Annotated in this window: 16 protein-coding genes and 1 pseudogene; 7 read left to right on the top strand and 10 right to left on the bottom strand. The window is 75.2% G+C overall.

Features of this window, described 5'->3' with window-relative positions; translation table 11 throughout:
• Positions 1-76: 76 nt before the first annotated feature.
• Complete coding sequence (locus ACWGKI_RS17800; protein WP_380240644.1) at positions 77-859, bottom strand: transglycosylase family protein; 783 nt, start codon at positions 857-859, stop codon at positions 77-79.
• Positions 860-1073: 214 nt separating this feature from the next.
• On the opposite strand from ACWGKI_RS17800, the gene ACWGKI_RS17795 reads away from it, so the two are divergent.
• Positions 1074-3608: a DEAD/DEAH box helicase gene (locus ACWGKI_RS17795; protein ID WP_452188758.1), complete on the top strand. Its 2535-nt coding sequence runs from the start codon at positions 1074-1076 to the stop codon at positions 3606-3608.
• The gene (locus ACWGKI_RS17790) at positions 3605-4474 is read left to right on the top strand and encodes an HpcH/HpaI aldolase/citrate lyase family protein (RefSeq protein WP_380240649.1); all 870 of its coding nucleotides are present in this window, start codon (positions 3605-3607) and stop codon (positions 4472-4474) included. The genes ACWGKI_RS17795 and ACWGKI_RS17790 overlap by 4 nt, the downstream gene beginning before the upstream one ends.
• A 78-nt stretch (positions 4475-4552) precedes the next feature.
• Here the strand turns inward: ACWGKI_RS17790 and ACWGKI_RS17785 are convergent.
• The 9 genes and pseudogenes from ACWGKI_RS17785 to ACWGKI_RS17745 form a co-directional block, all read right to left on the bottom strand.
• Positions 4553-4957: pseudogene (locus ACWGKI_RS17785) on the bottom strand (Rv3654c family TadE-like protein); the annotation flags it as partial.
• A 149-nt stretch (positions 4958-5106) separates the two neighbouring features.
• A complete protein-coding gene (locus ACWGKI_RS17780) occupies positions 5107-5493 on the bottom strand; it encodes a TadE family type IV pilus minor pilin (protein WP_452188755.1) in 387 nt (128 codons plus the stop codon).
• Positions 5493-5759: a DUF4244 domain-containing protein gene (locus tag ACWGKI_RS17775; protein WP_380240654.1), complete on the bottom strand. Its 267-nt coding sequence runs from the start codon at positions 5757-5759 to the stop codon at positions 5493-5495. Before ACWGKI_RS17775 ends, ACWGKI_RS17780 begins: the two co-directional genes overlap by 1 nt.
• A gap of 116 nt (positions 5760-5875) precedes the next feature.
• Complete coding sequence (locus ACWGKI_RS17770) at positions 5876-6493, bottom strand: type II secretion system F family protein (RefSeq protein ID WP_380240656.1); 618 nt, start codon at positions 6491-6493, stop codon at positions 5876-5878.
• Entirely contained in the window at positions 6490-7167 is a 678-nt protein-coding gene (locus ACWGKI_RS17765; RefSeq protein ID WP_452188753.1) for a hypothetical protein, read from the bottom strand. The genes ACWGKI_RS17770 and ACWGKI_RS17765 overlap by 4 nt, the downstream gene beginning before the upstream one ends.
• Positions 7164-8297 carry a TadA family conjugal transfer-associated ATPase gene (locus ACWGKI_RS17760; protein WP_452188762.1) on the bottom strand — a complete coding sequence of 378 codons (1134 nt, stop codon included), beginning with the start codon at positions 8295-8297 and terminating at the stop codon, positions 7164-7166. Before ACWGKI_RS17760 ends, ACWGKI_RS17765 begins: the two co-directional genes overlap by 4 nt.
• A gap of 26 nt (positions 8298-8323) precedes the next feature.
• Positions 8324-9184 carry a pilus assembly protein FlpE gene (locus ACWGKI_RS17755; RefSeq protein WP_452188751.1) on the bottom strand — a complete coding sequence of 287 codons (861 nt, stop codon included), beginning with the start codon at positions 9182-9184 and terminating at the stop codon, positions 8324-8326.
• Between the two features lie 90 nt (positions 9185-9274).
• Positions 9275-10597: an MFS transporter gene (locus tag ACWGKI_RS17750; RefSeq protein ID WP_452188749.1), complete on the bottom strand. Its 1323-nt coding sequence runs from the start codon at positions 10595-10597 to the stop codon at positions 9275-9277.
• On the bottom strand, positions 10594-11295 hold the full coding sequence (locus ACWGKI_RS17745; RefSeq protein WP_452188747.1) for a winged helix-turn-helix domain-containing protein: 702 nt from the start codon (positions 11293-11295) through the stop codon (positions 10594-10596). Before ACWGKI_RS17745 ends, ACWGKI_RS17750 begins: the two co-directional genes overlap by 4 nt.
• 157 nt (positions 11296-11452) lie before the next feature.
• Here ACWGKI_RS17745 and ACWGKI_RS17740 point away from each other — a divergent pair, with 157 nt between their 5' ends.
• The 5 genes from ACWGKI_RS17740 (at position 11453) to ACWGKI_RS17720 (ending at position 19247) form a co-directional block, all read left to right on the top strand.
• Entirely contained in the window at positions 11453-12250 is a 798-nt protein-coding gene (locus tag ACWGKI_RS17740; protein ID WP_452188760.1) for an HAD family hydrolase, read from the top strand.
• Between the two features lie 420 nt (positions 12251-12670).
• Positions 12671-14686: an acetate--CoA ligase gene (acs, locus tag ACWGKI_RS17735; RefSeq protein ID WP_452188745.1), complete on the top strand. Its 2016-nt coding sequence runs from the start codon at positions 12671-12673 to the stop codon at positions 14684-14686.
• A 95-nt stretch (positions 14687-14781) separates the two neighbouring features.
• A complete protein-coding gene (mshD, locus tag ACWGKI_RS17730) occupies positions 14782-15753 on the top strand; it encodes a mycothiol synthase (protein WP_452188743.1) in 972 nt (323 codons plus the stop codon).
• 69 nt (positions 15754-15822) lie between these two features.
• Complete coding sequence (locus tag ACWGKI_RS17725; RefSeq protein WP_452188741.1) at positions 15823-18204, top strand: RNA degradosome polyphosphate kinase; 2382 nt, start codon at positions 15823-15825, stop codon at positions 18202-18204.
• Positions 18205-18275: 71 nt separating this feature from the next.
• The gene (locus tag ACWGKI_RS17720) at positions 18276-19247 is read left to right on the top strand and encodes an NUDIX hydrolase (RefSeq protein WP_380240672.1); all 972 of its coding nucleotides are present in this window, start codon (positions 18276-18278) and stop codon (positions 19245-19247) included.
• The last annotated feature ends 46 nt before the right edge of the window (positions 19248-19293 follow it).

Raw genomic sequence — 19293 nt, 5'->3', positions numbered from 1 at the left:
TACGAATTCGGCGGGAATTCTGATCAGAATTCCCGCCGAATTCGTACCCACAACAAGCGCGGGGTGACGCGTGGTGTCAGCGCAGGCCGAGCTTGCGCGTGCAGGCGGGCCACTGCCCCCAGCCGGCGCGGTCCTGCAGGATCTGCGCCCGCTTGGTCTGCTCGGCGCGCCCGTGACGGTGCGGCAGGCCGTGGCCGCCGACGGCGTGCCAGGTGCGGCCGGTGAACTGGTAGAGGCCGTAGAAGCCGTTGCCCGTGTTGGTGCGCGGGTTCCCGCCCGACTCGCAGCGCGCGAGCTTGCCCCACACGTCGCGCGTCGTGAGCCGGTTCGCGGCCACCCAGCCGCCGAGGCCGCCGGGCAGGCGCACCTTGACGCGGTTGACGTCGCGCCCCGTGGTGCGGGCCAGCAGCTTCACCGTGGTGCCGAGCCGGACGTGCTTGACCACCCGGGAGCCCGCCCCGGTGCCCTTGCGGATCACCACGGCCTTCTTCGTGTACCGGGTGCCCGACACGTCCTTGAGGGGGACGGTGGTGAGCGCTCCCTTGGCCGCCCAGCCGACCCGGCCCGAGGGCGTCTGCACCTTGAGGCGGTACCGCCCGCGCTCGAGGACGCGCAGCTTGGTGCCGTCGTCGGGGCGGCCGACGGTCCGCGACCCGCTGGACGGCGTCTTGGTCAGTCGCGCCCGGTCCTTCTTGACCCAGCGGGCGCCGAGACCGGTCGACGCAGAGGTCGTGGCCGTGGCGGTCGAGGAGGTGGCGGCGCTCGCCGGCGCGGACGCGGCGGGCACCACGAGGGCGGACGTGACGAGCGCGCCGGCGACTGCGGCGACGACGGAGCGACGTGGGGTGGATCGAGGCATGCGTACCAGGGAACGATGTCACGATCAGATAACAAAGCCGGTCCGAGAATGATCACACCCTCTTCACCGAATACGGATGTCATTCCCGAACAAAGGTCGAGAGGCCTCTCCTTCCTCGCGAATTCGACTTTGGCGGACATGCCCGACCTGCCCTGACGAGGGGCGCGCCCGCACTGCCTCCGAGAGCCCCCCGCGCGGTGCGAGACTGTCGCCCGTGCCCGTCGACCCCGCCCCTGCGCCCGAGCAGCACCCGCTGCTCGACGTGCTCACCGCGCACGGGGCACGAGCAGACCGGCTGACCCACGTGCGCACGTTCGACGCGCGCGCGGGGATCACGGCCGACTGGCCCGCCTGGGCGGACCCTGGCGTGGTCGAGGGCTATCGGGCGCTCGGCGTCACGCGCCCGTGGGCGCACCAGGTCGAGGCCGCCGACGCCGTCCGGGAGGGTCGGCACGTGGCGCTCGCGACGTCGACCGGGTCCGGCAAGTCCCTCGCCTTCTGGCTGCCGGCACTCACGGCCGTCCGCGAGCCGGCGCCCGCCACGGTGCTCTACCTGTCCCCGACTAAGGCGCTGGCCGCCGACCAGCTCGCCGGCCTCCAGCGGCTCGTCGCGGCGATCCCCGACGGCGACCGACCTCGCGTCGCGACCTGCGACGGCGACACCCCGACCGACGAGCGGCGCTGGGTCACCGAGCATGCGGACGTCGTGCTCACCAACCCCGACTTCCTCCACTTCTCGATGCTGCCCGGCCACCGCCGCTGGGCGCGTCTGCTGCGCGGGCTGCGCTACGTCGTGGTCGACGAGGGGCACGCGTACCGGGGCGTGTTCGGTGCGCACGTCTCGCTGGTGCTGCGCCGGCTGACGCGCCTCGCCGCCCACTACCGCCCGACCTTCGACGCGCGGCTCACGGGGGCGCCCCCTGCCGAGGACAGGTCCCTGGCGTTCGTGGTGGCCAGCGCGACCACGGCCGAGCCGGCGGTGAGCACCGGGCGGCTGGTCGGGGTGCCGCCGCAGGACGTCGTGGCCGTCACCGCCGACACCTCGCCGGCAGGCCGCCGGACGTTCGCGCTGTGGCAGCCCCCCGAGCTGGCGGGCTTCGAGCGCTCCCGCGCCACCGGCGAGGCTCCGACGCACGACGACGACCCGTGGGCGCTCCCCGACCCGCTCGACCCGACGCACACCGCGCAGGAGTCGGAGCCGGTGCTCACGACGCGGGGTGCCGCGGAGCACCCGCGCCGGTCGGCGACCGCGGAGACGGCGGACCTGCTCGCCGACCTCACCGTGCACGGTGCTCGCACGCTCGCGTTCACCCGGTCGCGACGGGGCGCGGAGTCGGTGGCGCAGCAGGCGCGCGACCACCTGCGCCCGGTCGCTGCCGGGCTGGACGCGCGGGTGGCGAGCTACCGGGGCGGCTACCTGCCGGAGGAGCGCCGTGCGCTGGAGGAAGCGTTGCGCACGGGCGAGCTGCGCGGGCTCGCCACGACCAACGCGCTCGAGCTGGGGGTCGACATCTCCGGGCTCGACGCGGTGCTCGTGGCCGGCTGGCCGGGCACCCGCGTCTCCCTGTGGCAGCAGGCCGGCCGTGCCGGCCGCGCGGGCGCGGAGGGCCTGGTCGCGTTCGTCGCGCGCGAGGACCCCCTCGACACCTACCTCGTGACCCACCCGGAGGCCGTCTTCGACGCCGCGCTCGAGGCCACCGTCTTCGACCCGGCCAACCCGCACGTGCTCGCACCGCAGCTCTGCGCCGCCGCACAGGAGCTGGCGCTGCGCGCCGAGGACCTCGCAGCGTTCGGCGACCCCCTGGCGGTGCGCGAGGTGCTCGACGTCCTGGTCGCCCGCGGTGCCCTGCGCCGCAGGCCGTCCGGCTGGTACTGGACGCACGCGCAGCCGGCGGCGGGCATGGCCGACCTGCGCGGGTCGGGCGGTCGGCCCGTGCGCGTCGTGGAGGCGACGACGGGGCGGCTGCTCGGCACGGTGGACGCCGGGTCGGCGGACGGGCAGGTGCACGACGGCGCGGTGTACGTGCACCAGGGCGCGACGTTCGTCGTCGACCGCCTGGACCTCGCCGACCATGTGGCGCTCGTCGTGCGCAAGGACGTGGAGCACGGCACCTGGTCGCACGAGGTCATGGAGATCGCGATCGACGAGGACGGCCACCGGCCCGTCGTCGGGCGCGACTGGGGTCCGGTGCGGTGGGGGCTCGGCCCCGTGGAGGTGACCAGCCAGGTGGTGAGCTTCCAGCGCCGCCGCCTGCCCGACATGCAGGTGCTCGGCACCGAGCCCCTCGACCTGCCGTCGCGGACGCTCGCCACGACGGCCGTCTGGTGGTCGGTGCCCGACTTCGTGCTCCGGGCCGCCGGCGTCTCTCCGGAGGAGGCACCCGGTGCGCTGCACGCGGCGGAGCACGCCTCCATCGGTCTGCTGCCGCTGCTCGCGACGTGCGACCGCTGGGACCTCGGCGGCGTGTCCACCGAGCTGCACCCCGACACGGGAGAGGCCACCGTGTTCGTGTACGACGCGTACCCGGGCGGCGCGGGGTTCGCCGAACGGGGGTATGCGCTCGGCGCCCGCTGGCTGCGCGCGACGCGCGACGCGATCGCCGCGTGCTCGTGCGCGGACGGCTGCCCGGCGTGCGTGCAGTCGCCGAAGTGCGGCAGCGACAACGCGCCTCTCGACAAGTCCGCGGCCGTGCGCTTGTTGGATGCCGTGCTGAGCCACGCGCCCGCGGAACCTACCATCGTGAGGTGACTACTGAGATCGACCTCGCCGAACGCCGACGTTCCCGCGAGAAGACGCGCGTGGACCCCGCCAACGCCCGGTCGTGGCTGCTGCTGTCCGCCCTGCGCGACGACACGTTCGACGCCGCCCAGCTGTCGCGGGCGGACCAGGTCATCCTCGACTGCGAGGACGCGGTCGACGACAGCCGCAAGGACGAGGCGCGGCAGAAGGTGCTCGACTGGTTCGCCGGCGGTGGCCGCGCCTGGGTGCGCATCAACGAGCGCGGCTCGGAGGCCTGGGCCGACGACGTGCGCCTCCTGCGCGACGCCAGCGGACTGTCCGGCGTGATGCTCGCCAAGACCGAGTCCCCGGACCAGGTGATCGACACCGTGCAGCGCCTCGGGGGGCACGTGCCCGTGATCCCGCTGGTGGAGTCCGCGCTCGGGATCGAGGACTCCGTGAGCATCGCCCGCGCCCCGGGTGCGTTCCGCCTGGCCTTCGGGTCCGGCGACTACCGCCGCGACACGGGCACGGCCAACGAGTCGCTCGCGATGGCGTACCCGCGCTCGCGACTCGTCACCGCCAGCCGTATCGGTGGCCTGCCCGGTCCGATCGACGGGCCGACCGTGGGCACCAGCCACGCGCTGCTGCGCGAGCAGTCGGCGGACGGCGTGGCGCTCGGGCTCACCGGCAAGCTCTGCCTGGACCTCGAGACGCCGGCCGTGATCAACGAGTCGTTCAGCCCGTCGTCGGCGGACGTCGCCTGGGCCGTCGACTTCCTGGCCGACTTCGAGGCGTCGGGCTCGGTCATCCGCGACGGCTCGGACAAGCCGCGCCTGGCCCGTGCCCGCAAGATCAGCGAGCGCGCCGCGCTGTTCAACGTCAACCCGTCCTGACGGCCCGCGGGCCGGGACCGTCGAGGTCCCGGCCGGCACCGCTGCCACCTCGGGTGCGCCGGGACGTGGTCCCGCACGCGCGCCTGCGACGGCCGCGCCGAGCGTGTCTGCCCACGGACCGGCCGCCCCGAGCGGAGCTCGCGAGACCCGCACGCCGAGCACTCCGCCACCCTCCGGGACGCAGGCCACCAGGTCACCGCCGTTGCGACGCACGGCGTCCGCGGCCGTCGCACAGGGGTCGGCGCCCTGCCGCCATGCGGCCGCCCCGGCGAGCGCGGCGAGGTCCGCCGCCGCCTGGGCCGAGCCTCGCGCGCGTTGCGCGGCCCCCAGCGCGCCGACCGCCAGCGCCAGCAGCACGACTGTCGCCGCCAGGGCCAGCACGAGCACCGTCCCCGACCCGCGCTCTCCGGCGGTGGGCCTGGCGGGACTGGCGGGCCTGGCGGGACTGGCGGGCCTGGCAGGGCTGGCGGGCCTGACGGGCATGGCGGGCCTGACGGGCCGCTCTCCCGCGCCCGCGCCCTCGGCACGACCGGGAGCACCCCGGCTCGGGTCATCGCTCGGGCCATCGCTCAGGCCATCGCTCGGGTCACCACTCGGAGTACCGCGGCGCCCGGTCCGCGCGCCGACGACGCTCATGGCTCCACCCAGGCGGTGGCGCTCCCCGACGCCCGCACCGGCGATCCGGAGAACCAGCCGCCGACCACCGGCCGCGTGACCGTGACCCGTACCCAGGTCCCGTCACGGGAGACGCGCACGGCGGCGTCCTCGCCGCCCACCTGCGCGACGGCCTGCCGCGCGGCGGCGTCGTCCTCTCCGATCGCGTAGGCGCGCGCCCCTGCCCGAGCCGCGTCCAAGGCACGCATCTGTGCCGTGGACGCGGCCGCGAGACTGAGCACCGCGACCAGGAGGAGCACCACGACGGGCAGCCCGACGGCGAGCTCCGCCGTCACCGCGCCCCGCTGGCCGTCGGTACGTCCCTGCGCGGCCGGGGCAGCTCCTCCTCGGCGGTGCGTCACCATCAGATCGACAGCGCCGAGCTGATGATGCTCTCCAGCAGCCCCTTCACCATGCCGCTCTTGAGCACTGCGATGAGCAGCCCGGCGAACCCGACGGCGGCCACGGTGGCCACCGCGTACTCAGCCGTGGCCAGCCCGGCCTCGGGGTCGAGGTCGGCGTCGGGCCCGGCCGCACCTGGCACCTCCACGGCCGGGGCGGGCCCGGTCGCCGGCGGCGCTGCGACGCCGACCAGACCGCGTCCCTCGTCCATGTGTCCGTCGTCGTTCATGTCTCCTCCGTCATCTCTTCGGTGTCCGGCACGTGCTCCGTGCCGGTCGTGACGCGACCGCCCGGCGGGCGGGCGCGGTGGCCCGGGGTGCTCCCGGGACGTCAGGGGCCGGGCACTCACCCGGTCAGCAGGTCGACACCCAGCGCCAGGAGCACGGGCACGAGACCGATCAGGACGAACGCGGGCAGGAAGCACACCCCGAGCGGGAGCACGAGGCGCACCGCCAGCCGCGCCGCAGCGGTCTGGGCGGCCGATCGCCGGGCACGCAGCAGCTCCTCCCCGGCCGCGCGCAGGGCTCCGGACGGGGACGCGCCGTCGGTCCACGCCCCGCGCAGCGCGCGTGGCACGGGGACGAGCCGGTCGGTCGTGTGCCGCCAGGCGCCGTCCCAGTCGGCGCCGAGACGGAGGGCGTCAGCCGCGGCGCGCAGGGCGGCCCCGTCGGCGGTCGCTCCCGACGCGGTGTCCAGGGCGACGCCCGTCGCGTCGAGGGCCCGTGGCACGCCCGCCCCGGAGCGCAGCGCCGCGCCCAGCAGCTCGAGCAGCACCGGGACGTCCACGGAGGCGCCGTGCGGTCCGTCGCCCGGCGGTGCCGCGCGACGGTCGGTGGGCAGCCGCAGCATCCGCTCGTGTCCGTGTCGCGCGGCGACCCACCACGGCAGGGCGCCGACCAGGACGGCGAAGGCCACCGTCCCCGCCACCCCGGCGGGTGTGTCGACGCTCAGCAGCCCGCTCACGTCGCCGCCTCCCCGGCGGCCCGCGCCGCTGCGACGAGCCGGCGGGTCCATACCTGCCCGGCGGCGAGCAGCAGCAGACCGAGGCAGACGGCCACCGTGCCCGCCCCGCCGTCGAGCGCGGTGCGCAGCGGGTCCGCGCCCAGCAGCCAGCCGAGCATCGCGCCCAGCAGCGGCAGCGCCGTCAGCACGCGGGCCGTGGCACGCGGCCCGGCCAGCGACGCCTCCCGTTCCGCGCGGGCCTCGGCCTCCGCCACGAGGGCACCCGACACGGCGTCGAGCACCGCCGCCAGCGGTGCCCCGACGTCGCGCGCGAGCACGGCGGCTGCCACCACCGAGCGCGCGTGACCCTCGCCGCCGACCACCGGTGCCAGGGCGGCGGCGTGCGGCACCCCGGTCGGGTGCGCCGGCACCCCGACCGCCCGTGACCAGGCGGCGGCGGGCGGCGCGCCGGCGCGCAGCAGCGCGATCACCTGTGCGACGGTGACCCGGACCGCCTCTGCCCCCGCGGTGGCGTCCCGGCGCGGGGGCCAGGCCCGGAGCGAGAGCCGCCGCGGACCGGCCGGCGGCCGGACGAGGGCGGTCGCCTTCCGCCCGCAGGGCGCCAGCAGCAGCCAGCCCGCCATCGTCACCCAGGCCCCCGCCGCCAGCGCCGGGGCGACCGGTCCGGCCGTCATGGCGCCCACCGCGCGGTCAGCTCGTCCCACGCGTCGCCGGTGCGTGGCTCGGCGCCGGGCGACCAGGTCGCGGCGCGCCGCACGACGAGACGGCCGTCGTCGTCCTGACCCACCAGCCCGACCTCGGCGAGGTGGCGGCTCCCGCCCCGGCGACGCAGGTGCAGCACGACGTCCAGCGCGGCCGCCGCCTGTGCGGCCACGGCGTCGCGCGGCATCCCGGCGAGCGCCGCGAGCGCCTCGAGCCGGGCGGGCACGTGCTCGACGGCGTTGGCGTGCACGGTGGCCATGCCCCCGTCGTGGCCGGTGTTCATCGCGAGGAGCAGCTCCCGCACCTCAGCTCCCCGGCACTCCCCCACGACGATCCGGTCGGGCCGCATCCGCAGCGCGCCGCGCACCAGGTCGGTCAGGGACACCTCGCCGACCCCCTCGACGTTGGGCCGCCGGGCCGCGACGGAGACCACGTGCGGGTGCTGGGGCGAGAGCTCGCGCGCCTCCTCGACCACGAGGACGCGCTCGTCCGGGGGTGCGAGGGAGAGCAGCGCGGCGAGCAGCGTCGTCTTGCCGGTGCCGGTGCCGCCGGTCACCAGGAGGTTCGCCCGCCGGGTCACCAGGGCGCGGAGCAGCTCCGCCCAGGGCGACGGCAGCCCGCCGGCGGCGACGAGGGCGGGCACGGAGTGGGCGGCTTGCCGCAGCACGCGCAGCGCGATCACCGCCCCGGCGGCGGCGACGGGTTCGACGGCGGCGTGCAGGCGGGATCCGTCCGGCATCCGTGCGTCGACCGTCGGAGCGGCGTCGTCGAGGCGTTGCCCGGCGACGGCGGCCATGCGCACGGCGAGCGCCCGCACGGCCTCGGTCGTCCCGAGGTCGAGGTCGACGCGGACGAGCCCGGCACCGCGGTCCACCCAGACGTCGTGCGGGCCGTTGACGAGCACGTCGGTGACCTCGGGGGTGTCGAGCAGCGGCTGCAACGGTCCTGCGCCGGTGAGCTCGGCCCGCGCGGCCCGGGTGAGGTCGTCGAGGGCGGCGGAGCCGAAGACACGCCCCGTGGCCCGCAGCGCGTCGCGCACGGTGGCGTCGTCGACGACGGTCCCGGCGGCTCCGACCCGGGCGCGCACGTCGTCCAGGAGCATGCGGTCGACGAGCGGCGACCCACCCGTCACGACGCACCGGCCAGGGCGGCGACGAGCGAGCGTGCGGCCCGCCCGAGCGGCGCACCGCGTCCGACGGGCGGCCCGTCACCGCGGTCCACGGCGGCTGCGAGCCGGGGGTCCCGACGCACCGTGGCGGCGACGCGAAGCTCCAGGGCTTCCTCCAGCGCCCCGGCGTCGACGCGTCCGGGGACAGGCCCGCGGGCGACGAGCCAGGGTTCGGGAGCGCCGAGCCCGGCGAGCTGGGCCCGCGCCACGAGAGCACCGGCGACCCCCGGCGCGCTGCACGGGGTCACCAGCAGCGACGCGTCGGCCGCGGCCAGGAGCATGCGCGTGCCGGCGGTCCAGGCGCCCGGGCGTGGCAGGTCGAGCACCACGGTCTCGCCGCCGCGCAGCAGCCCGGTGCACACGTCCACGACCACGGCGTCGTCGGGGCGCTCGGGACGGAGGCGGGCACCGGAGAGCACCGGGAGCGAGCGCCAGCGTGGCAGGGCGGCGACCACCCCCGCGCCGTCGACCTCGCCCCGGGCGGCGGTGAGCTCGGGCCAGCGCGCGCCCGGCTCGTCCTCGATGCCGAGGAGCACGTCCGCGCCGGCGCCGGGAAGGTCGAGGTCGACGAGGACGGCGGGCTCGCCCCCGCGCCGCAGCCCCAGGGCGACCGCGGCGGCGACCACGCTCGTCCCGGCACCGCCGCACGCGCCGAGGACCGCGATCGTCCGCCGCCCCCGGCCGACCGCCCACGGGGCTCGTGCGCCGACGTGCCAGCGCGTGGGTGTGTCGTCGGGGTCGAGCGGGACGGTCGGGTGCGGCCGGCCGGTGGGCGTGCCGGCTGCCGGCCGGGGCAGGGTGCGGGTGGGTGCGTCGTCCATGCCCCCAGGTTCGGGTGCGAGCTCTGCCCGTCCCGGGGGCAGCCCGCAATCTGTGGACGGGCGCGCCCTGGGGGCGGCTTCCGCGCCCCGTCAGGCCGCGGCCACGTCCTCGGAGGCCGTCGGCGCGGTCACGTCCACGCCGCCGCGCGACCGCGCGCGCTCGGCACGCAGGGCCGGCACGAAGCACAGCACCCCGAGCACGCTGAACCCGCCCCCGAGGACCATCGCGAGCGGGGTCGAGCCCGCCTGTGCGACCCAGCCGAGGGCCGGCGACGCCACGGCGTAGGTCGCGAACGCCACCATCGACGCCATGGACAGGACGGTGGAGCGGTTGTCGCGACGGGCCTCGCGGTGCAGGAGCGCGTTGTAGGTCGGGCCGGAGCTGCCGTGCAGGCCGTAGGTGACCAGGTAGGCGACCACGAGCATCGCCGGGCCTCCGGCGAGCCCCATCCACACGGCGCCCAGCCCGTTGAGGACACGCGACGCCATGGCGGTGCGAGCCACGCCGAACCGGCGCGACGCGAGCCCGCAGAGCGCGGCGCCCAGCGCGAACGTGCCCCACCCGACGGACGCCACCGGTCCCATGACCGCACCCGCCTGCGCCTCGCCGCCGAGCAGCTCGGCGAGCCGCACGGGCTGCAGGGACTCGAAGACGACCATCGCGGCGGAGGCGAACAGCTCGACGAGCAGCAGCCCGCGCAGCACGCGGTTGTCGCGCGCGAGCCGCAGCCCCGACAGGATGCTCGCCGGAGCCTCGCGGGCCGACCCTGCCACGGACCGGACCGCCGCGCGCCAGCGGCGGCGGCCCACGACAGGCGTGCCGGCGGCGGCGACGCGCCGCGGAGCCTCCCGCACCAGCAGCGCCACCATCACCAGGTGCACGACGGCGAGCGCCACGTACGCCGCGTAGGGCAGCGTCAGCGCCGACCAGGCCGGGAAGGGGTGCCACCAGACCAGGCCGCCGGAGACGAGCGCGCCGAGCGCGATGGACACCCCGAGCACCGTGCCCTGGTGGGCGAGCGTGCGGTCGACGTCGGCGCCGGGGTGCTCGGCGTGCACGGCGTCGACGAACCAGGCCTCCAGCGGGCCGGAGTCCAGCGCGCGGAACAGCCCCATGAGGGCCGCCGCGACGAAGAACGCCCAGAGGGACTGGGCCAGCAGGAACGTCGTGGCCGCCAGCACCTGGGCGACGGCAGACGCGACCAGCATCGGGCGTCGTCCGACGGCGTCGGCGGTACCGCCCGTGGGCAGCTCCAGCGCGAACACGACGAGGCCGGTGACCGACGCGAGCGTGAGCGTCTGCCCGACGGTGAGACCGCGCTCGATCGGCAGCAGCGTGGTGATCGACACGACCAGCCCCACCGGGAACCACCGGGTGGCCGTGAGCATTAGGAAGACGCGCTGCGGGCTCATGTCTCGTCCTTGGTCTCGGTCTCGGTCTCGGTCTCGGTCTCGGTCTTGGCCTCGGTCGTGGTCTCGGCCTCGGTCGTGGTCTCGGCCTCGGTCGTGGCACCGCGCACGCTCTCGGGCACGTCGTCGGCGTCGAGCGGGAAGAGGAATCGCCACAGGTGCAGCCGGCGGGCGCGCGGGTCGCCGGTGCCGACGCGCAGGTACTTGTTGACGACGGCCTCGAGCTCGTCCTCCATCGCCCGCGCCTGCTCGGGCGTGACGTCCACCCAGGTGTCGGTCATCCCGGCGACGTCGGTCCACTCCTTCGGCCAGCTGTCCGCGACGTCGAGCCAGTGCGCGTAGTTCGTGTCGAACTGGCGGTGGTAGTCGCGCACCAGCCAGCCGAGCGCCGTCTGCGCGTCCTCGTCGCCGCCGAACTCGGAGTCGCGCCAGCCGTGGCTCTCGGTGGAGGCAGCCCAGAGACGCTCCTTGCCCCGGCCCTCCCCCGTGTCGGTCACGAGGCCGACGGACTCCATCTTCCGCAGGTGGTAGCTGGTGGCCCCGGTGTTGGTGGACAGCTCCGCGGCGAGCGCGGTGGCGGACGCCGGGCCCTCCCGCCGGAGGGCGCCGAGCAGGCGCGAGCGCAGGGGGTGGGCGAGCACCTTGGCCGCCTCGGCGGTCAGCTCGAGGTGGGTGTAGGGGCGGTCGGCTGTCTCGTCCATGCGTGCACAATAACCATGCACAACTTTTCTGCACAAGAGTTGTGCACAGAAACTGTGCATGGACTCCGGACGCGGCCGCAGCCCCTCCGGCTAGGCTCTGCCCGTGACCGACCAGGGACCGGGCCCGGACAGGAGCCCGAGCGAGACGTCACCGCGCGTGACGCCGGCACCACGGTCGCGCGTCGCGGCGTTCTTCGACCTCGACAAGACGATCATCGCGACGAGCTCGTCGGCCGCGTTCTCCAAGCCGTTCTACGCCGGGGGCCTCATCACCCGCGGCGACGTGCTCCGCAGCGCCTACGCGCACCTCCTCTTCTACGCGGGCAACGCCGACGCCGACCAGACGGAACGGATGCGCAAGCACCTCTCCGAGCTCGCGACCGGCTGGGAGGTGAGCAAGGTGCAGCAGATCGTCGCCGAGACGGTGCACGAGCTCATCGACCCGTACGTCTACGCGGAGGCCGTCGACCTCATCGCCGAGCACCACGAGCTCGGGCACGACGTCGTCATCGTCTCCGCCTCGGGCGCGGAGCTCGTCGAGCCGATCGCCACGGTGCTCGGTGCGGACCACGTCATCGCGACCCGGATGGCGATCGAGGACGGCCGCTACTCCGGCGAGATCGAGTTCTACGCGTACGGCGAGCAGAAGGCCGCCGCCGTCGAACAGCTCGCCGCCGCGCGGGGGTACGACCTCGAGCGCAGCTACGCCTACTCCGACTCGGTCACGGACGCGCCGATGCTGGCCGCCGTCGGGCACGGGTTCGCCGTCAACCCGGACAAGACGCTGCGTCGCGTCGCCGCCGAGAACGGCTGGGGCGTGCTCACCTTCTCCCGTCCCGTGGCGCTGCGCTCCGCGATCCGCCCGCCCGCCGTGGCGCTCGTCGCGGGAGGCGTCGCGGCCGCGGGCGTGACCGCCTGGCTGCTCCGCCGCTGGTGGCGCCGCCGGTACGCCTGACCGCTTGCGCCGCCGTCGGGGCAGGCGTTCCATGGAAGGACGACAGCCGGACGCAGGACCCACGCACAGGAAGTCCACGGTTGAGGACCCACTCGGCGGGAACGACCCCGCTCAGTGATCGGATAGCGCGCCTGCTACCCGCGTCCGGGCTGGCGAGCACGGCGCTCGGTCGAACTGACTCCCGGGCGCCGTGCTCGTGCGGCGCCGGCGGCGCCAGTCGGCCGACGGGCCAGCCCCCTCCCCGCCCCGACGGGGCCCCTTTGTGAGGAGCGGGGTCAAACCTTGGGACGAACGTGACCCCGGTCACCGCGAGGTCTAGACTCCCGACGGCGAGGCCCCCGCGGGGCCCGTCGTCCCCCGGCCGCACCGCGTCGTGCACCGGCGGACCGCACCAGCGACGATGCGTAACCGGAGGTCAGCGTGCCAGAGAACGAGCCCACCGCCCCCAGCCTCGAGAACCTGCTGCACGAGACGCGAGCGTTCCCGCCGAGCCCCGCGTTCGCGGCGCAGGCGAACGCCCAGCCGTCCCTGTACGACGAGGCGCAGGCCGACCGGCTCGGGTTCTGGGCCGACCAGGCGCGGGAGCTCGTCAGCTGGTCGACGCCGTTCACCCAGACGCTCGACTGGTCCGAGGCGCCGGTGGCGAAGTGGTTCGCCGACGGCAAGCTCAACGCCGCCTACAACGCGGTGGACCGGCACGTCGAGGCCGGGCGCGGCGACCGCGTCGCCCTCCACTTCGAGGGCGAGCCCGGCGACACCCGCACCGTCACGTACGCCGACCTGCAGGCCGAGGTCTCCCGCGCCGCCAACGCGCTCACCGCGCTCGGCGTCGGCAAGGGCGACCGCGTCGTCGTCTACCTGCCGATGCTCGTCGAGTCGGTCGTCGCGATGCTCGCGTGCGCCCGCATCGGCGCGCCGCACTCCGTGGTCTTCGGCGGCTTCTCCGCCGACGCGCTGCGCAGCCGGATCGCCGACGCCGAGGCCAAGCTCGTCATCACGGCCGACGGCGGCTACCGCCGCGGCGCGCCGTCCGCCCTCAAGCCCGCCGTCGACGAGGCCCTCGCGCCGAAGGACGGCGAGCCCGCCACGACCGTCGAGCACGTGCTCGTCGTGCGCCGCACGGAGCAGGACGTCGCGTGGACCGAGGGCCGCGACGTCTGGTGGCACGACGCCCTGGAGCAGGCGAGCCCGGTCCACGAGCCGGTCGAGGTGGACGCGGAGCACCCGCTGTTCATCCTGTACACGTCGGGCACCACGGGGAAGCCGAAGGGCATCCTGCACACCACCGGCGGCTACCTCACGCAGGCGGCGTACACGCACAAGAACGTCTTCGACCTCAAGGCCGAGTCCGACGTCTACTGGTGCACCGCCGACATCGGCTGGGTCACCGGCCACACGTACGTCGTGTACGGGCCGCTGACCAACGGCGCCACCCAGGTGATCTACGAGGGCACCCCCGACACCCCGCACCGCGGCCGCTGGTGGGAGCTCGTCGAGAAGTACAAGGTGTCGATCCTCTACACCGCCCCCACCGCCATCCGCACGTGCATGAAGTGGGGCGAGGACATCCCGGCCGGCTTCGACCTGTCGAGCCTGCGCGTCCTCGGCTCGGTGGGCGAGCCCATCAACCCCGAGGCGTGGATGTGGTACCGCCGCGTCATCGGCGGCGACACCGCCCCGATCGTCGACACCTGGTGGCAGACGGAGACGGGCGCGATCATGATCAGCCCGCTGCCCGGCGTCACGGCCACCAAGCCCGGCTCGGCGCAGGTCGCGCTGCCCGGCATCGTCGCCGACGTCGTCGACGACGAGGCCCACCCGGTGCCGAACGGCGGCGGCGGGTACCTCGTCCTGTCGGAGCCGTGGCCGTCGATGCTGCGCGGCATCTGGGGCGACCTGCAGCGCTTCAAGGACACGTACTGGTCGCGGTTCGAGGGCCTGTACTTCGCGGGCGACGGTGCCAAGAAGGACGAGGACGGCGACATCTGGCTCCTGGGCCGGGTCGACGACGTCATGAACGTCTCCGGCCACCGCCTGTCCACCACGGAGATCGAGTCCGCGCTCGTCTCGCACGACGTGGTGGCCGAGGCCGCCGTCGTCGGTGCCAACGACGAGACCACCGGCCAGGCCGTCGTCGCGTTCGTCATCCTGCGCGGCGAGCACGCCGACCGCGGCGCGACGCCGGAGGGCGCCGCACAGGTGCAGGACGAGCTGCGCGCCCACGTCGCCAAGGAGATCGGACCGATCGCGAAGCCGCGCCGCATCCTCGTCGTCGCGGAGCTGCCCAAGACCCGGTCGGGCAAGATCATGCGCCGCCTGCTGCGCGACGTCGCCGAGAACCGCACGGTGGGCGACGCGACGACCCTGGCCGACTCGTCGGTGATGGACCTCATCGCGGCGGGCCTCTCCTCGGCCAAGCCCGGCTCGGAGGACTGACCCCCTCGCCGACCAGGCGGTTGCGCACCTTCTGACGGTTCAGAACGTGCGCAACCGCCTGGTCGGCTCGGTCGCTCCTCGGTGACAATGGGGTCGTGCCCACGACGCCCGCGCTGCCCGCCCTGACCTTCGGCCCCCTCGACCCCGCCGCGCAGGACGCCGTGCGCGCGCTCGCCGCGGCAGCGACGCAGCAGGACGGCGTCCCGCCGCTCTCGGAGCAGCCGTTGCTGCGCCTGGGCGCGGACACGGACTGGCTGACGCACGTCGTCGCGCACGACGTCGACGGCGCGGTCGTCGGCTACGCCCAGGTGGACCGCGGGGGCGACGACGCGAGCGCGGAGCTGGTGGTGCACCCGGACCACCGCCGGTCGGGGACGGGGAGCATGCTGCTGCGCACCGCGGAGCGCGACGCCCGCCTGCCGATGTTCTCGGGGGCGCCGGGCCAGCGGGGCAAGCCCCTGCGGGTGTGGGCGCACGGCGACCTGCCCGCGGCGCGGGCGTTCGCGGCGGCGCGCGGCTACGACGTCGCGCGCGAGCTGCTGGTGCTGGCACGGCCGCTCGGCGCCGAGGACGCGGCCCAGGACCTGCCGGACCTGCCGGGTCTCGCCCTGCGCACGGTGCGGCCGGGGTCCGACGACGAGGCGTGGGTGCGGCTGAACGCGCGCGCGTTCGCCGACCACCCCGAGCAGGGGCGCCTCACCGTCGACGACCTGCACGACCGGCAGCGCGAGGCATGGTTCGACCCCGAGGGCTTCTTCCTCGTCGTCCCGGCCGACGACCCGGCGGGCGAGCCGCTGGGCTACCTGTGGACCAAGGTCGAGACCGGTCAGGCCGACGGGTCGAGGGACGGCGAGATCTACGCCGTCGGCGTGTCCCCCGACGCCCAGGGTCGCGGCCTGGGCCGGGCGCTCACCGCCATCGGCCTGCGCCACCTGGCCCGGGTCGGGTGCGACCGCGCCGTGCTGTACGTGGACGGCGACAACGCGGCCGCCCTCGCCACCTATGCGGGCGCAGGGTTCGAGCGGGCGGCGACGGACGTCCAGTACGCGCCGGCCCGCACCGCCTAGCACGCACGGGCAGACGGTCCGTGTCCCACCGCGGACTTCGTCACCCGCCGTTCACCCAACGGTGCCACGATGGGGGGCATGACAGCGTCGCGCCCCCGACCGCCCCGGACCCGTGACGGTCGGGGCCGCTACAGCCCCGCCGCACCGGACGCCGCGGTCGCGGCCGCCGAGGTGACGGACACCAGGCCGCGGACCACCGCCGTCGCCCCGTCCCGGCCGATCGACCCCCAGCTGGCCGCGCACATCGCGGAGCACATCGCGGAGGAGCCCGAGGTCGCGGAGATCACCGTCCCGGCCGAGGTGGAGCCCCTGCCCGAGGACCGGTTCGCCGAGCGGGAGCTGAGCTGGCTGGCGTTCAACGAGCGGGTGCTGGAGCTCGCGGAGGACACGACGCTGCCGCTGCTGGAGCGCGCGCGGTTCCTCGCGATCTTCGCGTCGAACCTGGACGAGTTCTTCATGGTGCGCGTGGCAGGCCTGAAGCGCCGGATCGCCACCGGCATCGCGGTCACCGCGGCGTCCGGCATGAGCCCCCGGCAGGTGCTGGAGTCGATCGGCGAGGCGTCGCACCGGCTCATGGAGCGGCACGCGGCGGTGTTCCGGTCCGACGTGCAGCCGGCGCTCGACGCCGAGGGCATCACGATCGTGCACTGGGACGAGCTGGAGGTGCGCGAGCAGGAGCGCCTGCACAAGTTCTTCCGCAAGCAGATCTTCCCCGTGCTGACGCCGCTGGCCGTGGACCCGGCGCACCCCTTCCCGTACATCTCCGGTCTGTCGCTCAACCTGGCCGTCGTCGTCGCGAACCCGCTCACCGGCAAGGAGCACTTCGCCCGCGTCAAGGTGCCGCCGCTGCTCCCCCGCTTCATCGCCGTCGACGACCGGGGCCGCCCGTCCGCGCCGACGCCCACCCAGGGCGGGGGCACGCAGACGTCGTTCGTGCCGCTGGAGGAGGTCATCGCCCAGCACCTCGACCACCTCTTCCCGGGCATGGAGGTGCGCGAGAGCCACACGTTCCGCGTGACGCGCAACGAGGACGTGGAGGTCGAGGAGGACGACGCCGAGAACCTCCTCCAGGCCATGGAGAAGGAGCTGCTGCGCCGCCGCTTCGGCCCGCCCGTGCGGCTCGAGCTGGCGCACGGCATCTCGCCGCGCATCCGCGAGCTGCTGGTCCGCGAGCTCGGGGTGGCGCTGGACGAGGTGTACGAGCTGCCCGCGCCGCTCGACCTCACCGGCCTCAACGTCATCGCCGACATCGAGCGCGCCTCGCTGCACTACCCGCCGTTCGTCCCGACGACCCACCGACAGCTCGCGGAGGTCGAGTCCGCGACGGCGCGCGACGTGTTCGCGGCGATCCGGGAGCGCGACATCCTGCTGCACCACCCGTACGACTCGTTCTCCACGTCGGTGCAGACGTTCCTGGAGCAGGCGGCCGCCGACCCGGCGGTGCTGGCCATCAAGCAGACGCTGTACCGCACGTCGGGCGACTCCCCCGTCGTGGACGCGCTGATCGACGCCGCCGAGGCGGGCAAGCAGGTGCTCGCGCTGGTCGAGATCAAGGCCCGGTTCGACGAGCAGGCCAACATCTCGTGGGCGCGCAAGCTGGAGGAGGCAGGCGTGCACGTCGTGTACGGCATCGTCGGCCTGAAGACGCACAGCAAGCTGTCCCTCGTGGTGCGCCAGGAGGCCGACGGCCTGCGCCGCTACTGCCACATCGGCACCGGCAACTACCACTCCAAGACCGCCCGGATGTACACCGACCACGGGCTGCTCACGTGCGACCGCGACGTGGGCCAGGACCTCACCCGCCTGTTCAACCAACTCTCCGGGTATGCGCCGCAGTCGCGCTTCCACCGGCTGCTGGTCGCGCCGCGCACGGTCCGCTCGGGCCTCATCGAGCGGATCGAGCGCGAGATCGCCGCCGCCCTGGCCGGGCACGAGGCCTGGGTGCGCATCAAGGTGAACTCCGCGGTCGACGAGGCGACGATCGACGCGCTCTACCGCGCCTCGCAGGCCGGCGTGCACGTCGACCTGGTGGTGCGCGGCATCTGCGCCCTGCGCCCCGGCGTGCCCGGGCTGAGCGAGAACATCCGCGTCCGCTCCATCCTGGGCCGGTTCCTGGAGCACTCCCGGATCTTCGCGTTCGCGAACTCCGCGGGCCCGGCGATCGGCGAGGGACCGGAGACGGGCCCCGAGGTGTTCATCGGCTCGGCGGACCTCATGCACCGCAACCTCGACCGGCGCGTCGAGGCACTGGTGCGGATCACGGACGAGGCGCAGGTCGCGGAGCTCCTGGAGCTCATGGACCGCTCGATGTCGGACCGCACCTCGACCTGGCACCTCCAGCCCGACGACACGTGGACACGGCACAGCACCGGGCCCGACGGCGAGCCGCTGGAGGACCTGCAGGCGAGCCTCGTGGACCGTCATCGTCGCCGGCCGGAGAGGACCCGGTGAGGGCGGCGAGGGTCGGCCGGTCGGCAGGCGTGACGGCGTCACCGCTGGTGAGCAGGCTCGGAGCGACGACCGTGGACCACGCCCCGGTGATCGAGTCCGCGGGCGCGCTGGTCTGGCGCGAGCGGGAGGGGCGGCTGCAGGTGCAGCTCGTCCACCGTCCGCGGTACGACGACTGGTCGTGGCCGAAGGGCAAGCTCGAGCCGGGCGAGGCGCTCAACACCACCGCGGCCCGCGAGGTCGCGGAGGAGACGGGCAAGCCCGTCGTCCTCGGAGTCCCGCTGCCCGGCCTGCAGTACCTGACGCCCGAGGGCCGGGTGAAGCGGGTGCACTACTGGGCGGCGCGGCGCGCGTCCCGCACCGACGACGGCGCGGCGCTCGCCGCCCGGCACCCCGTGGAACCGCCGTCGCGGGACGAGGTCGACAAGAAGGCGTGGCTCGACGTCGACGCCGCCGCGACGCGGCTGACCCGGGCGGCCGACCGCGGCCCCCTCGAGGCGCTCGTCCAGGCGCACGCCCAGGGCCGGCTGGCCACGCACGCCGTCGTCATCGTGCGGCACGGCAAGGCGCTGGCGCGCGCGGTGTGGCACGGCACCGAGCAGGACCGCCCCCTGACCCCGGTGGGGCACGCCCAGGGCGCGGCGCTCGTGCCGGTGCTGGCCGCGTACGGGGTCACGTCCGTCGTGTCGAGCCGGTGGGAGCGGTGCGCGGCCACGATCGAGCCGTACGTGCGCGCGTCGCACGCGCGCCCGGAGCTGAGCGACCAGCTGGGCGAGGCGGAGCACGAGCGCTCGCCCTCGCGCGTCGCAGCCACCGTGCGCGACCTGCTGGAGTCCGGCCGGTCCTCGGTGCTGTGCACCCACCGCCCGGTGCTCCCGACCGTGCTGGACGTGCTGGGCCAGCACTCACGCCGCGCGGTGGCGAACGTGCTGCCCTCGCGGGACCCGTTCCTCGAGCCCGGCGACCTGCTCGTGGCCCACGTCTCCCGGACCGGCAAGGGACCGCGCGTCGTCGCCGTCGAGAAGGTCACTCCCCCGGTCTACTGAACGTTGTGAGCGGACGTCTGGCCCCGTTTCGCGCTCGAAACGGGGC

The organism is Isoptericola sp. NPDC055881, from assembly GCF_053615895.1.
Note: the sequence above shows the minus strand (reverse complement) of the source record. Positions and strands in the feature narration are given on the sequence as shown.